Raw genomic sequence first — 14,970 nt, 5'->3', positions numbered from 1 at the left:
TTCGTTGCTTTCCAATTAAATATGGAAGAAATGTATCAACGAGTACGCAATAAAAATGCTGGTATGTTATAATTAGGTGGGTGTTAAAAATTGTCAGACACCCTTCTTATTAAGAAAAAATTAAGGCTAGATTAAGGGGAAATCGGCACCCCCCTTATCAAGGGGGGCAGGGGGGATCAGAAGTCTGAAAAAGCATTCTATTTTTTAAGACAAGCAGAATCTATGAACCAAGAATCTCTCAGCTTTGTCCATGGGAATGTCAAGTCAGCCGATCGCTTTTTAGTGTGTGGATTGGGTAGTCTCGGACAACACTGCGTCAAGTCTTTAAAAGAGTTTGGGGTTAGCGTTGTCGGTATCGAACTAATACAGCCTCCCAGTTGGGAAATTAATGATTTTCCCGATTTATTAGAGGAAATAATTATCGGTGATTGTCGTCAAAAAAACATTTTAGCAAGAGCGGGAATCGATCGCTGTCGGGCCGCTTTAATTGTCACCAGTGATGAGCGAATTAATGCCACCACTGCCCTAATTATTCGGCAATTAAATCCCCTTACTCGCTTAGTGGTGCGTTCTTCTAAAGATAATCTCAATCAGCTACTCAAGGAACGTTTAGGCAATTTTATCGCCTATGAACCCACCCAACTACCCGCCAATGCCTTTGCTTTAGCCACATTAGGCACAGAAACCCTCGGTTTTTTGCATCTCGACGGTCAGAAATTGCGGATTATCCAGAGACAAATTAGCCCCGAAGATGGTTTACTCGATCGCTTTTTAGGTGATTTAAATACCCCCACCCGTCGTCTGTTAGCACACACAGCCCCCGATGAACCTTTAAGGGCCGGATTTTATCAATGGTCCCCCACCACCACTATCGGGGCAGGTGATACCATTACCACCATCGAAACTACCTATCAAAACATCGATGCTGTCCGCCAGAAACCGTCAAATTCTCCCCAGAAGTTGCGGGATTTTTGGCAGAAATTGCTCAAAGAAATCCAACAATTCTGGCAATTGAGTTTTCAGCAGCAAATTCACCAGGTGGCTTTCCTGTCAGTATTTATCATTATCCTCCTAGTAATTATCGGGACTTTTCTTTTCCATCTCTACGCCCCGAGAGCTTCCTTTATTTCCTCTCTTTCAGGAACAGCGATCCTTTTATTAGGTGGTTACGGCGATGTTTTCGGTGGCTCTAACCCCGAAGATTTAAATGCGGTTCCCTGGTGGATGCAGCTATTTAGTCTCTTTTTAACCTTAGCTGGAACCGCTTTTATCGGGGTTCTCTATGCCATTTTGACAGAAACTTTATTATCATCAAAATTTAAATTTATCCCCAACCGTCCCCCAGTTCCCCAACAGAATCATATCGTTATTGTGGGCTTAGGTCGAGTCGGCAAAGAAGTGGCTAATTTATTACTAGAAATGCAACAGGCGATCGTCGGGGTCAGCTTAAATAGAGATTTTGATGCGACTATCCTGCCAAAAATGCCCCTGATGACGGGAAATATCGAAGAATCTTTAAAAAATGTCAATTTAGATAGGGCTAAAAGTATAGCGATTGTTACCGATGACGAAATCCTCAATTTAGAAGTGGCCCTAACCACCCGCAAACTCAATCCCCAAAGCTACTTAGTCATCCGCACCACCGACGACAACCTTAGTCAACAATTAAGTCAAATTCTGCCCCGCTCTCACATTTTAGGAACCAACACCGTAGCGGCAGAAGCCTTTACGGGAGCGGCTTTCGGAGAAAATATTATCTATCTGTTCCGTTGGGCGCAAAAAACGATTCTGGTGACAGAATACGAGATCGAAGCTGGGGATACTCTCAATGGTAGCTCGATCGGGGATATTGCCTACGGTTATCGAGTCGTGCCGATCCTACACCAACGAGAACGGCAAGCCCCGAAATTAATGCCCGAAGATTATCTCAATTTACGCATCGGCGATCGCATTGTGGTGCTGGCCACCATCAACGGACTGCGACGGGTGGAACAGGGTCGTCGCACTCCCAAAACTTGGCGCGTGCGGGTGGAAAAAGCCTTTAACCGCAATATTGCCGCGGAAGCGCCCACCGTGATCAGTCGTTTTTCTAATTGTCCCCTGAAAACCGCCAGCGATCTCATGGAAAATTTGCCAGCGACTCTCGGCTCCCCCCTCTACGAACAGCAGGCGATTCGATTAGTTTCCGAGTTAAAAAAAATTCAAGTTCAAGCATTGGCCATTCCAATTACAGGTCAAAAATAACAATTTTGCTTAACTCAGAAGTTGATCCAACTTAGCGAAGAATTGATGAACATCTTCATGAATTTCATCAGATTTCATGTTAGTGGCGACGATTTCGCGGGTCAATTCTAAAGATGGAACAGATTCTAAAACAGGTTGATGAGATTTAAGCCTTTGAAAAAGAGAGTCCTTATTTTCAAACAATAGCTTTTTCCCATCCACAACTTGAAAAATATTTGCCTTGACATCTCTCCAAGATTGATTTCGAGGCAGGGTAAGATTTTCGTTATCAAAAAACTCCCTAATTATTTTTTGAACTGGAGAGAAAAAAATATCTTGGTCGTTAAAACCGCCGGTTTGTTGAGCTGCTCTAATCCAAGCATCGGGAACTAATAAATAATTCTCAATATTTTTTCGTCGCCATTCATATAATGATTGCTTCGGATCATTTGCTTCTGGGTGGAAGGCCTGATCGTCATCATCATAATCAAACAATACCAACCTTTTCGCCGATGGAATTATTTGTTTAATCCCGTTAAAATGACGATCAGAATCTTCTTTCATTTTCTTCTTATTGCCGCCTCCCATAACCCGACAACAAACCTGATTCAATTTATCCTGCCTTCCTAAAGAAGTGGCAAAACCTCGTAAAAGACGCTCATCTGTTTCTCCTTCAACATACAAAATAACGGGATAATTAAATTCCGAAAGCTGTGTTATCTCTAAGTTAGAAACATCGGCCATCGCTGTTAAAATCGCTGGTGTAGCTTCCACTCTTTTAGGAATTCTATCAAGTAATGAGATAATTTGCCGAACGTCAACCCCTCTAATAAACTCTTCTGCGTGGGTGGCAATAAGAAATTGAGTATTTCTCTCGATCGCCTTTTGATTCTTAAAATAATCTAGAATCTCTCTTTGCAAGTTAACATGAAGATGAGCATCGGGTTCATCCAGTAAGATAGTAGTAGGTTTATAACCATAAAAAAATGCCAACAAGGTTAAAGTTTGATGGAAACCGCTGCCAGCAGATATAATGTCATAGGATTTGCCCCCCTGTTTATATTCGCAGATTATTTGGGTGTCCACTCCTCGTTCGTATTGAGGGTCTTTTAAATCAACGTTAAACCAGTTTTTGACAACCTTTTGAATTTCACTCCAATCCTTTCGATTTTCTTGCCAAACTCGCAGCAGTAAATTTCTTAATATACTTCCGGGCTGCGCTTTTCCCACTTGTTTTCGCAGCGGTCCGTCATCACGCCATTCTTCATTGGGTTCTAATCCCGAAAAGGGCGGAACGTAAGCAATAATAGGTAAAAGAGAAGGGGAGTGATTTGACTCTCCTTCTAATTCACGGAAATGTTCCCATCCTTCCGAAGGAATTGCGTAGATAGTTTGAGGAGAACTATATCGTAGTTTAACCCCCAAAGAGCATGGTTTTAGCCCAGAAGATTCCGCTATCCAAGTAACATCAATTTCAATGAGAATAAACTCTTGCTTTTTGGAACCATCTACTTTTGGATAGTGGCGCTCGGTCTTCTCTCGCCACAAAAGATTAAATTCTGGAACGGGAAGGGCTGTAAAGTTGGGAAGGACAACTTGTTTGCCGGTCGTTCCGCTCCGTTTCGCCCGCCGGAACTCCTCAATACAGAACTGCCAGATCGCTAAAGCCTGTAAAATGGTGCTTTTACCACTGTTATTCCGTCCAACTAAGAGATCGAAGAGAGCAAACTCGTAGGTTTGTTCCTTGATACTCTTGAAATTTCTCAGGGTTAGCTTGGTTATCATCGATCTGGTTAGGCTGTCGGCATCTTCATCTTAAATTACGCAAGTTAACATCGCTCACTTTCCCAGACCCCATTTTTAAGGCCAAAAATAGATCGGGACTAACTCATCTCTCCAGCTAGGGCAACGAAAACGATCGCGCTTGTCGGTGCAGGGATCGGAGGGGAGTCGATCGCCTGGATTAGCACTCAAGCCCTAAGAGTGCTAAATTAACTATAAGGAGTCCTATTACAACAGCGATACCATGTCCAAAATCATTGCCTTTAAAGATGAATCCCGTCGCGCCCTAGAAAGAGGTGTCAACGCCTTGGCCGATGCGGTAAAAATCACCCTCGGTCCGAAAGGACGCAATGTCTTGTTAGAAAAGAAATACGGCGCCCCCCAGATCGTTAATGACGGCATCACCGTCGCCAAAGAAATCGAATTGTCCGATCCCCTCGAAAACACCGGGGCGAGATTAATTCAGGAAGTAGCGGCAAAAACCAAAGATTTAGCGGGAGATGGCACCACTACCGCCACCATCATCGCCCAGGCTTTAATTAAAGAAGGTCTGAAAAACGTTACCGCCGGGGCCAATCCCGTCGCCTTAAGACGCGGACTAGACAAAACCATCGCCTATCTGGTGGAAGAAATCGCCGCCGTAGCTAAACCGATCGCCGGAGATGCGATCGCTCAAGTGGCCACCGTTTCTTCCGGCAACGACGAAGAAGTGGGAAAAATGATCGCCGCCGCCATGGAAAAAGTCACCACCGATGGCGTAATCACCGTGGAAGAATCGAAATCCCTAACCACGGAATTAGAAGTAGTGGAAGGGATGCAGATCGATCGCGGTTATATCTCTCCCTATTTCATCACCGATCAAGAAAGACAGATCGTCGAGTACGACAACCCCCTGATCCTGATTACCGATAAAAAGATCAGTGCGATCGCTGAATTAGTCCCCGTCCTCGAAGCCGTTGCCCGTCAAGGTCGTCCCCTATTAATTATCGCCGAAGATGTGGACGGCGAAGCTTTAGCCACTCTAGTGGTCAACAAGGCCCGGGGTGTCTTAAATGTCGTCGCTATCAAAGCCCCCAGTTTTGGGGAACGTCGCAAGGCGGTTTTACAAGATATCGCCATCCTCACCGGCGGTCGTCTGATTTCCGAAGAAGTGGGCTTAAGTCTTGACACGGTTAGCCTCGATCTGCTAGGGCAAGCGGCAAAAATCACCCTAGAAAAAGACAATACAATTATTGTCGCCTCTGGGGACAGCCGCAATAAGGCCGATGTGCAGAAACGTCTCGCCCAACTGAAAAAACAGTTAGAAGAAACCGATTCTGAATTCGATAAGGAAAAATTACAGGAACGCATCGCTAAATTAGCCGGCGGTGTGGCCGTGATTAAAGTCGGGGCAGCCACAGAAACCGAACTCAAGGATCGCAAACTCCGCATCGAAGATGCCCTCAATGCCACCAAAGCCGCCGTGGAAGAAGGTATCGTCCCGGGCGGTGGTACAACCTTGATTCATCTGGCTTCTAAGGTGAAGGCTTTCAAAGCTTCTCTCACTAACGATGAGGAAAAAGTCGCCGCCGATATCGTCGCTAAAGCCCTAGAAGCCCCCCTGCGTCAGTTAGCCAATAACGCCGGCGTGGAAGGCGATGTGATCGTGGAAGGTGTGCGCGAAACCGCTTTTAGCGTCGGTTACAATGTCCTCACCGGCAAGTACGAAGACTTAATCGCCGCCGGAATTATCGATCCGGCTAAAGTGGTGCGGTCAGCCGTTCAAAACGCCGCTTCTATCGCCGGTATGGTCCTAACGACCGAAGCCCTCGTGGTCGAAAAACCCGTTAAAGAAGCCGCAGCCCCTGATATGGGCGGCATGGGCGGCATGGGCGGCATGGGTGGCATGGGCGGCATGGGTGGCATGGGTATGATGTAATTCCTGATGCCGTCTGGCCCCTGAAAATAATCTCATGCAATTGAGCCAATCTGTCCCTTTTCTGGTTATCGTCGGCATTAGGGACAGGTTTTTTTTCCTCGGGAAAAACTTTTTCAGCAGAACCTGCTTAATCTATCCTTTGCATTAGTCCAGACACTACACTAGAAAAGAAGGATTATTCCCAGAAATCATGACACTGCTGACGGTTCGATCGCTCAAAAAAGACTTCGGTATCAAGGAAATTCTCAAAGATGCCAGTTTTAGCCTCGATGATCGCGATAAAGTCGGCCTGATCGGTACGAATGGATCGGGAAAATCGACCCTATTGAAAATGATCGCCGGTTTAGAATCGATCGATGGTGGCGAAATTCAAATCAATTCCGGGATGAAAATCGTCTATTTACCCCAGCAACCCGATCTAGACAATGATAAAACGGTTTTAGAGCAGGTTTTCGCCGATAGTGGCGAAAGTATGACTTTAATTAAGGAATACGAGGAATTGTCCGATCGCCTTGTCCATGAGCCAGAAAATCTGGATACTATTATGGAACGTTTGTCAAGGGTTTCGCAACAAATTGATAAACTTGCCGCCTGGGATTTAGAAACCAATGCTAAAGTTATTTTAAGTAAACTGGGTATCGATAATTTTAATGCTCGCGTGGGAGATTTATCGGGGGGATATCGCAAAAGAATCGCCATCGCTACCGCACTTTTAGCCGATCCTGACTGTTTATTGATGGATGAACCCACAAACCATTTAGACGCGCTTTCCGTGGAGTGGTTACAGAGTTATTTGTCCCGTTTTCGGGGAGGATTATTATTAATTACTCACGATCGCTATTTTCTCGATCGAGTGACTAATCGCATCATTGAAATCGATCGGGGAGATTTATCTACTTATGCCGGTAATTATGCCTATTATCTAGAAAAAAAAGCCTTAGCGGAAGAATCGATCGCCAGTAGTCAACGCAAACACGCGGGAGTTTTGCGACGGGAATTAGAATGGTTATCCCGGGGACCAAAAGCGCGCAGTACCAAACAAAAAGCGCGGATCGATCGCATTCAGGCAATGGGTAATAAGGAATTTAAACAGGTGGAGGGAAAAGTCGATATTGCCACCGCAGGAAGACGCATCGGCAAAAAAGTTATTGAAGTAGAAAAAATCTCGAAAGCTTACGGAGATCGCACTTTAATTAAAGATTTTACCTATATTTTTACCCCCGAAGATCGCATCGGTATTATTGGCAGTAATGGGGTAGGAAAATCTACTCTCATGGATATTATTACCGGGAAAATTCTCCCCGATTCAGGCACAGTTGACATCGGTTCCACTATTCATATTGGTTACTTCGATCAACAATCCGATGATCTCAATATCAACGAAAATCAAAGAGTAATCGAATATCTGAAAAGTGTGGCCGAATTAGTCAAAATCCTAGACGGCAGCGTGATTACCGCTTCCCAGATGTTAGAAAAATTTCTCTTTCCTCCCGATCAACAGTATGCACCAATTTATAAACTTTCTGGAGGGGAAAGAAGACGCTTATTTTTACTACGAGTTTTGATGAGTGCGCCTAATGTTTTAATCTTAGATGAACCCACCAATGATCTCGATGTGCAGACTTTAGCAATTTTAGAAGAATATTTAGAGGACTTTAACGGTTGTGTGATTGTTGTTTCCCATGATCGCTATTTTCTCGATCGAGTAGTTGATACTATTTTTTCCTTTGAAACTGGGGGTAATATCCGTCAATATCCGGGTAATTATTCCCTTTATCTCGATCAGAAAAAAGAGGAGGAGGAACCCAAAGAAAAAAAAGTCACCCCAAAAACTGTTAAAGCTTCTCCGTCACCCGTCAATAAGAAAATCTCTTTTAAAGAGAAAAAAGAATACGAAGACATCGAAAAACAAATACCAATTTTAGAATCAAAAAAAGCTGAAATTGAACAGGTACTTTATGGAGAACCCCTAGAAGATTTTACCAAAATAACCGCGCTGACCGAAGAATTAGCTCAATTGAGTCAAAAAATTGATAATTTAACCGATCGCTGGTTAGAATTAGCGGAAAAATTAGGCTAGGATAATCCCTATTTTCCCGATCGATTTAGTCAAAACTGAGTGATAATTTCCGGTGAATCATCCTCATCCATGACCAGATCTACCGACTCCACCCGCAAGAGGGCCAAATTATCCTTAACCACCCCTTGAAGATAGATTTCCCCCATCCCTTCACCCCCTAGATCGATCGAGCCAAAAACTTGACCGGTTTTTGTATTAAAATTAAACTGAAAATAATTAGCTGAGGAAATTCCCTCTCTGACATTATCGTATCTAGCGATCTCCTGACCACTCTTATCATAAAAAGATACCTGAAAATCTTCTAAAACTTGCATCTTTCCCGAACCTTTTTCTGAAAAGATAGTCGGGGCCGTTTTTTCATCATAACTAAAAGAACCTTTAGCTATATAACCCTGATTTCCCAACCATTGAAAATCGATCGTCACTGCTAAAACCCCTTGGCTATTCATGTTAGCAACTAAAAGCAAAGCTAGTAAAGTCAATATCATCTTTTTCATTAGTCGGTTATTTCAGTTATCAGTGATCAATGACTACAACCAGTCTTCGGGGGAATTTTTATAAGGGACTCTTTCTATCCCCATAAACCTTAAGAAAACTTCAATTACATGGGTACAAGAAAAGGAAACCCGAATGATCTTTTGTGGGGGGGTAACTTCTGTTTGCTGATATTACCCGATTTTAAGACAAAGCTCGTCAAAAACCGCCATAACGTTCCTCTAACCAGGGATCACCTCGTCGATGGTAGCCATTAAGTTCCCAGAAACCCAATTGCTCTCGATCGAGAAATTCTAAGCCATTAATCCATTTAGAACTTTTCCAAGCGTAGAGATGGGGGACAACTAAGCGCAGCGGACCACCGTGGTCGGGGGTTAAAGGTTGACCAAACAGTTGAAAAGCGAAAAAATTATCCTCGTGCAGGAATTCCTCTAGGGTGAGGTTAGTGGTATAACCACCATAACAGTGTTGCATGACGTGGGTAGCTTCCGGCAACAGGTCAATTAAGGCCATAAAATCCGATACCTTAATTCCCGTCCAAGTCACATCTAATTTTGACCAACGGGTGACACAGTGAAAATCCTTAGTAAATTCCCACTGCGGTAGGGCCATAAAATCCGACCAGTTAAAAATTTTAGTCGTGGCCACCTTTCCCCAAACCTTGAATAACCATTCCTCGGTCTTGATTTGGGGAGTATCTCCGTAGGTAAGCACAGGAAAACCACTAGCGAGATATTGGCCCGGAGGAACTCGGTCTTGATCGGGAGATTCTGGTTTTTTAAAGAATTTGCCTAACATTAGTTGAGACTCACAACGAAAACCCTAAACAAATCTTAAAATATTAGGGAGCGAAAAGGTTTTCTCTACCTCACTCCCCACCATCAAGTTATTCCTTGTCTCCCCCTTCTTCTTCCTCTTTAGTGGGATAGACAAAGCTGTTAGAACGACCAGAAAGGACAGATTTACCCAAAGATAAGGCTTTTTGCGCTTCCCGAGCCGCTTGCTTTCTCCAATGCGCTCTCCGTTGGTCGCGCTTGGCATTTGAGGTTTTCTTCTTGGGACAAGCCATAGTATTTTAACGATAGTTATAGACTCACAACCTTTCTATTCTACTCCCTATTTCCCTAATCGGCTCGCCAACTTGTCTGAACTTTTTTCCCCCCAAAAAGTGCCGACCATTGGAGTGATCGGGGAAAAATTCAGTTACTTTTTCTCTGAAAATTAGGTAGTTGACCACCTGAAAATGGGTAAAACCCCACACCCTACCCCCACGAAAAACTTTTTCAGCAGACCCTAAGTAGTCGTGCCAAATTAATTTCCTCAGCCTTGACGAGAAATTCTGTAAACTTTGCTCAAAAGCTGCGTAAATTCTGTATTTTCTCTGGAAGTGTTAGATATAGCCTTTAGAATTGTGATCGTAGCACTAGGCTAATTCAGATCAATTAAACTTCTTCCTCACTCCCGACTTTGTTAGTATCATGAAACCTAACTCTGGCCGTAAACGTTTATTATCCCTGATATCTGCTGTTTCTTGTAGTTCCCTCTTGATTTTATCCCCTCTAGCCCAGAGAGCGCAAGCAGACGATATTACGGATGCCTTAGAAGCGGTAATTGAATATACGGCTCAATTACACCAGATCAATTTTAAGTATTTGTTAAGCAATGGCCCGATAACCACTCCCTGCGGCGTAATTTCCCTAGCGGCTTTCTGCACTGTAGATAATACAGTTTACGTCAATCTCAAGCAAGTCACTCGCATTAGTGATAATCCCCTATTTCCCCTTTACGCCGTCGCTCACGAGGCTGCTCACGCTGTTCAGTGGAATCGGGGTATCGGTGGCATCGATGAAGGTGGAATGAGCATCGGCATTGAATTACAGGCCGATTGTCTAGCGGGAGATACCCTTTCTTGGTTATTTACCGAAGCAAGAAGTTTATCCAAACAGGATTATATAATAGCAGGAAAACTTCTAGCGGAAGCGGCCTCGGAAGTGGGCGATTTTGAAGCTCCCAATAACTCCCACGGTACACCACAACAGCGAGGTGATTCGGTCCTGCAAGGATTCTATGGGGAAAATCATCAAGCCTGTATGCGTTAACTAACACTCAAGGCTGTATTTCCCCTAGAATGCCTAAAAAAGCCTAAAAAGCTACTGTAAACCTAACCAAGATAACAGACCTTGGCCAGTGAGATACTCGATCAACAGGGTGATCACAAAACCAATCATAGCGGCCCTACCGTTGAGGCGCTCGGCATAGTCATTAAAGCCAAATTTGGGATCTTCTAATTTGGGGGTTTGAGTCGGTTGTGGTTCAGTCATGATCTTTACAGGCGGTTTACATTTCTTTACTATTCTAGCGGAGTTAGAAGTTAGGTTGTAACTAATTTCTAACTCCTCTCTATTTGCCCTAATCCCGACCGTTAAGAGCGATTAAAAGGCGCAGAATAAAGATAAATAGGTTGATATAAGTCAAATACATCGATAAAGCAGCGCTGAGATACTGTTCATCTCTGTAGGTACGGGGCAAGATGTAAAAGTCCACCACTGCGGAGCCGGCAAACAAGAAAACCCCGATGCCAGAAATAGCGATTTCTAACCAGGTGGGAGTACCGCCACCAAAGATAGAGAAAATTAGCTGACCAATGAGAACAATAAAGAGAGCGAGAATACCGATGCTAACGGTTTGAGTCAGTGCCAAACCATCTTTTTCCGACAGATTCGAGCCGATATTCCGTCCCAACACAAAAGCGATGCCGCAACCGAGGGCAGCAATTGCCACTCCTCGCAAACCGACACCGGAAGTACCTAGGGCCACATAGACGATTCCACTGAGAGTATAGCCAGAAAGAAGGCTATAGAGAGTCAGCAGGGGCAGAGCAGTGCTTTTATTGCCGCTTTCCGCACTACTACGCGCGACAAAAAATAAAATAATCTCGGCAACTATGGCGACAAAGAAAGTCGGGAAGAAAATCTGGGGATAGGATTGGATCACACCTAAACCGCCATAGGTTCCCACCGCAGTCAAAATTAGACCGCCACCGAGATAGGGCAGGGCCTTGGGGATAACATTAGGGCCGATAAGTGCTTGGCTTTTAGCCTCGCGTAAAGCTTGACGAAAATTACTGGTATTACTCATGGTGACTAGGTTCGAGATACTTGTCTGAATCAATCTTGTTAAACAGAAACTATTCTTGATTAGTTCGTCAAGAATGCTGAATCGCAGGGAAGAAAAAAAAGTAATTTTTCCCCCAGCATCGATTCCCTCTTGATTGTAACGAAAAGACTAGGGATCTAGCTAAGTAGGTAGGTATTAAAAATTGTCAGATACCCTCCTTATCAAGGCGGGATCTGCACCCCCCTTATTAAGTCGGGCAGGGGGGAATCGAACCGAAAATCCATTTTCTCCCCTCTTAACCGTTTAAGTTACCTTAAACCGAAGACCGATTCAAGGCGATCATCGCCCGTCAACTGGATATTTCCTGTTTTTATTAATTACAATCTTTTAGAGTATCCCCTGACCTAAAGCCAAACCTGTCACCAACATTCCTAACACTAGAAAAGGCTGGGCGCTGGCTTGATATTTGACATCATTTTTGAGCGGATCCCGCAGAAAATACATATCTTGGAAAGTGATCTGAGGGATAATTAATAACAGTAAAACAGCGGCATAAAGATTCTGATGAATACTAATCAGATAACCCGCAATTCCTGCTTGAAAAACATCGATCATAATCACACAAATCCAAGCAGCGGTCGTAATTCCAAACATGACTGGCAAGGATTTTAAGCCTAATTTTTCGTCACCTTCCACACTTTTAAAGTCGTTAACTACAGCAATGCCTAACCCCGCCAGACTATAGATGAGGGTTAGGATCATAATTGTCCCATTTAACTGACCAAAAAGGGCGTGACCTGCCCACCAAGGTAATGCTATATAACTAGCACCGAGGGCATAATTACCCAGCCAACCATTTTGTTTTAATTTTAAAGGTGGCGCTGAATAAATATAGGCAATAAAAGAACCAAATAGGGTTAAACAGAGCATGATTGGGAAATCATGACCGGCCCAGCGATCGAGAAGATAAGATATTCCTAACCCAGCCGCTAATAAAACCAAAATCTGGCTGACTACTTGCGGAATAGAAATCACCCCCGAAGGAATCGGACGGTAGGGTTCATTAATTGCATCGATTTCTCGATCGTAAAAATCATTTAAAGTTTGGGTATAACCGGTCATCAACGGACCAGAAAGTAACATACAGGTGGCTGCTTTTAAGACATCTTCTAAAGACCAAGTATAATTACCCGATGAAGCAGCCCCACAGACAACCCCCCAAATCAGGGGAATCCAAGTGATCGGCTTCATCAATTGTAAGCGGATTTTCCAGAGGGAGGTTTCTGCCGATGAGGCCCCTTTCATGCCCAATAATTGGCGAGTTTTGGCCCCCCGCTCGTCCTTGTTTTCTATCTCGGTGTTTGACATAATCCCTTAAAAAGAAATAATTAAGTAACCTTCTTGGAATTTTGCCCCTTTTACCGATCTTCCGGTTAGAGGCGGTGGTACATCAATATTACGCCGTTGATCCCCGGCTTCGATGGTTAATTCTGGACCCGATTGCGTCAGTTTTACCTGTTTTTTCTCGAATCCGGGTAAATAAACCTTGACCTGAGCGGCTGCCGTATCGATTATTAACGGTTTGGGCGGCTGCACCGTGAGAAAATTGGGTAAATCGGCGATTAACTCCTGCCAATCTTCTCCTTGACGGTAGGGTAAAATCGCCGCCGGCAGCGGGGCAAAATCCTCCGTGGCACTCTGACAGCGATTAAAAATCACTCCCCCCACATTTAAACCGATTTGCTGGGCCGCACCCCAAAGATATTTGGCCTCTGCGATCGCAATTGGATCATCATTGGTGACTAGATAGGCTAAAACTCGCCGAGGATCGGCTAAAGCGGAACGTCCCTCGTCTAAAATGTTATCATCGGCCTTCTTCCCTAAACCGTCGGGATTAAAGGAGAAATTCAGCACGGCAGCGGCAATCGGTTGGAAAAAGGGAGAAAGGGTGCGACCAATCTCGGAATCGCTGAAAACCTGCCGAAAACGCCGTAAATACCAGCCACCTACCTCTGGAATCGCCAACATTCTCAGACTGTTGATATCTCCGCTGCCGTCGTAGATGATGACATCGTAATTTCCGCTTTTATCCTGTTCCCGCAGGAAATTTAAAGCTAGAGCTTGATCCATTCCGGGTAAAATGCCCAACTCTTGACCATAAACATTTTTCAAGGTGGGAGAACGCAAATACTGCTTTTCCAATTCCTTGACTTCTTCCCAACTTTTTTCTAGTAACTGGGTACTACTAATCTGCACAACCGAGAGATTGGGAGCAATTTCCGTAATAGAGGAGCTAGGGGAGGCCTTGAGGAGTAATCCCCAAGCAGGGCCGGAATCTTGACCGATCAAGAGAACTTTTGACCCCAGACCAGCCATTTTCTTCGCCGAAGCGATCGCTATTGTACTGCGACCGCTGCCCCCCTTGCCCAAAAAGGTCAAAATTAAGGACATAATTAATTCCTAAGCGTTGTATTTAGATGAGTTTGAGTTCATCCTCAAAAAACCAAGTAGCGGTCTTATCATCGAACTGGACAACAGCACCAACACCGCTGCCATCGGTCATCTTAAAATTTTTGATGACACCCACTTTACCCAATTTACCCGCTACATCCGAGTTAACGCGGTCTCTTAAGCGACAGACCTTGACTTTTTGCCCGATTTCCATTACTTCCACAGTTTTAATAAGACGATAATTCAATAAACCAATCCTAAGTTTAATATAAATTCGTGTCAGATAAACCCCCCAATGCTCTTCAGTTATCGGTCTTTCTCAGATCATCTGCACTTAGCGATCATATATACTAGCAAAAAGGTTTTATTTGGTTTCTGGGGCAGCATTTTGCCGATTTTCCAGTTGTTCCCTTTGCTTGCGTTTAAACTCCTCGGCCGCTTCGTTGATATTATTGAGGCTGTCTTCCTGAAATTCCGATCCGTCCCGGCTACGGCGAAAATTACTATTATGAATCAAGTCTAAAGGATTAAAACCACCGAGATCATCCCTGCCATCGGAACTACGTTCATTTTTTTGATAATCCGGTTGACTGGGGTTCAAGCTTTGAGCTAACACTTGCGGACTAAAACCAGCCCCGACTAATAAAATAGTAGCTAGGAATAAAGACGATTTGATTAACATTTTTTGAGTATTCATAATCTAACTCCTCAGAAAATTAAGTGAGTAGGTGTTAAAAGTTGTCAGGCACCCCCCTTATCAAGGGGGGACTAAGGGGGGATCGGCACCCCCTTTATCAAGGGGGGACTAAGGGGGGATCGGCACCCCCCTTATCAAGGGGGGACTAAGGGGGGATCGGCACCCCCCTTATCAAGGGGGGACTAAGGGGGGATCGGCACCCCCCTT

15 protein-coding genes are annotated in these 14,970 nt (G+C 44.3%); 4 read left to right on the top strand and 11 right to left on the bottom strand.

Going from position 1 to position 14,970, the window contains the following annotated elements; all coding sequences use genetic code 11:
• Nucleotides 1-222 precede the first annotated feature (222 nt).
• Nucleotides 223-2,244 (top strand): potassium channel family protein, encoded by a 2,022-nt coding sequence (locus LW728_RS10680; protein WP_287766640.1) that lies wholly within the window; start codon nucleotides 223-225, stop codon nucleotides 2,242-2,244.
• A gap of 9 nt (nucleotides 2,245-2,253) precedes the next feature.
• Here the strand turns inward: LW728_RS10680 and LW728_RS10675 are convergent, their stop codons facing one another.
• Nucleotides 2,254-4,008, bottom strand: coding sequence for an ATP-dependent nuclease (locus LW728_RS10675; RefSeq protein WP_002802702.1), 1,755 nt, complete (start codon nucleotides 4,006-4,008; stop codon nucleotides 2,254-2,256).
• A 241-nt stretch (nucleotides 4,009-4,249) separates the two neighbouring features.
• Here LW728_RS10675 and groL point away from each other — a divergent pair, with 241 nt between their 5' ends.
• Nucleotides 4,250-5,923 carry a chaperonin GroEL gene (gene groL, locus LW728_RS10670; RefSeq protein WP_016516009.1) on the top strand — a complete coding sequence of 558 codons (1,674 nt, stop codon included), beginning with the start codon at nucleotides 4,250-4,252 and terminating at the stop codon, nucleotides 5,921-5,923.
• Between the two features lie 190 nt (nucleotides 5,924-6,113).
• Nucleotides 6,114-8,003, top strand: coding sequence for an ABC-F family ATP-binding cassette domain-containing protein (locus tag LW728_RS10665; protein WP_287766639.1), 1,890 nt, complete (start codon nucleotides 6,114-6,116; stop codon nucleotides 8,001-8,003).
• A 29-nt stretch (nucleotides 8,004-8,032) separates the two neighbouring features.
• On the opposite strand, the gene LW728_RS10660 is transcribed toward LW728_RS10665, so the two are convergent.
• The 4 genes from LW728_RS10660 to LW728_RS23400 all read right to left on the bottom strand — a co-directional run bounded on the left by LW728_RS10660 (nucleotide 8,033) and on the right by LW728_RS23400 (nucleotide 9,810).
• A complete protein-coding gene (locus LW728_RS10660) occupies nucleotides 8,033-8,500 on the bottom strand; it encodes a hypothetical protein (protein ID WP_287766638.1) in 468 nt (155 codons plus the stop codon).
• A 196-nt stretch (nucleotides 8,501-8,696) separates the two neighbouring features.
• Nucleotides 8,697-9,296, bottom strand: a complete 600-nt coding sequence (locus tag LW728_RS10655; protein WP_016516006.1) for a sulfite oxidase-like oxidoreductase — start codon at nucleotides 9,294-9,296, stop codon at nucleotides 8,697-8,699.
• A gap of 88 nt (nucleotides 9,297-9,384) precedes the next feature.
• A complete protein-coding gene (rpmF, locus tag LW728_RS10650) occupies nucleotides 9,385-9,567 on the bottom strand; it encodes a 50S ribosomal protein L32 (RefSeq protein ID WP_287670115.1) in 183 nt (60 codons plus the stop codon).
• 24 nt (nucleotides 9,568-9,591) lie between these two features.
• On the bottom strand, nucleotides 9,592-9,810 hold the full coding sequence (locus LW728_RS23400; RefSeq protein WP_502845974.1) for a hypothetical protein: 219 nt from the start codon (nucleotides 9,808-9,810) through the stop codon (nucleotides 9,592-9,594).
• A gap of 166 nt (nucleotides 9,811-9,976) precedes the next feature.
• On the opposite strand from LW728_RS23400, the gene LW728_RS10645 reads away from it, so the two are divergent.
• Nucleotides 9,977-10,597: a neutral zinc metallopeptidase gene (locus LW728_RS10645; RefSeq protein WP_002802688.1), complete on the top strand. Its 621-nt coding sequence runs from the start codon at nucleotides 9,977-9,979 to the stop codon at nucleotides 10,595-10,597.
• A gap of 51 nt (nucleotides 10,598-10,648) precedes the next feature.
• On the opposite strand, the gene LW728_RS10640 is transcribed toward LW728_RS10645, so the two are convergent.
• From LW728_RS10640 to LW728_RS10615, 6 genes are all read right to left on the bottom strand, one after another.
• Nucleotides 10,649-10,819: a CAB/ELIP/HLIP family chlorophyll-binding protein gene (locus tag LW728_RS10640; RefSeq protein WP_002742489.1), complete on the bottom strand. Its 171-nt coding sequence runs from the start codon at nucleotides 10,817-10,819 to the stop codon at nucleotides 10,649-10,651.
• Nucleotides 10,820-10,907: 88 nt separating this feature from the next.
• The gene (locus LW728_RS10635; protein ID WP_002802686.1) at nucleotides 10,908-11,636 is read right to left on the bottom strand and encodes a Bax inhibitor-1/YccA family protein; all 729 of its coding nucleotides are present in this window, start codon (nucleotides 11,634-11,636) and stop codon (nucleotides 10,908-10,910) included.
• A 366-nt stretch (nucleotides 11,637-12,002) separates the two neighbouring features.
• The gene (gene chlG / locus LW728_RS10630) at nucleotides 12,003-12,983 is read right to left on the bottom strand and encodes a chlorophyll synthase ChlG (RefSeq protein ID WP_287766636.1); all 981 of its coding nucleotides are present in this window, start codon (nucleotides 12,981-12,983) and stop codon (nucleotides 12,003-12,005) included.
• 6 nt (nucleotides 12,984-12,989) lie between these two features.
• Complete coding sequence (locus tag LW728_RS10625) at nucleotides 12,990-14,066, bottom strand: Get3/ArsA fold putative tail anchor-mediating ATPase NosAFP (RefSeq protein WP_287670436.1); 1,077 nt, start codon at nucleotides 14,064-14,066, stop codon at nucleotides 12,990-12,992.
• 22 nt (nucleotides 14,067-14,088) lie between these two features.
• Nucleotides 14,089-14,280 (bottom strand): cytochrome b6f subunit PetP, encoded by a 192-nt coding sequence (petP, locus tag LW728_RS10620; protein ID WP_002742483.1) that lies wholly within the window; start codon nucleotides 14,278-14,280, stop codon nucleotides 14,089-14,091.
• 150 nt (nucleotides 14,281-14,430) lie between these two features.
• Entirely contained in the window at nucleotides 14,431-14,763 is a 333-nt protein-coding gene (locus LW728_RS10615) for a hypothetical protein (protein WP_002802673.1), read from the bottom strand.
• Nucleotides 14,764-14,970: the final 207 nt, after the last annotated feature.

This window comes from Microcystis sp. 49638_E5 (genome assembly GCF_021300285.1).
Lineage (GTDB): Bacteria > Cyanobacteriota > Cyanobacteriia > Cyanobacteriales > Microcystaceae > Microcystis > Microcystis aeruginosa_C.
This window is presented reverse-complemented; position numbering and strand designations above follow the sequence as displayed.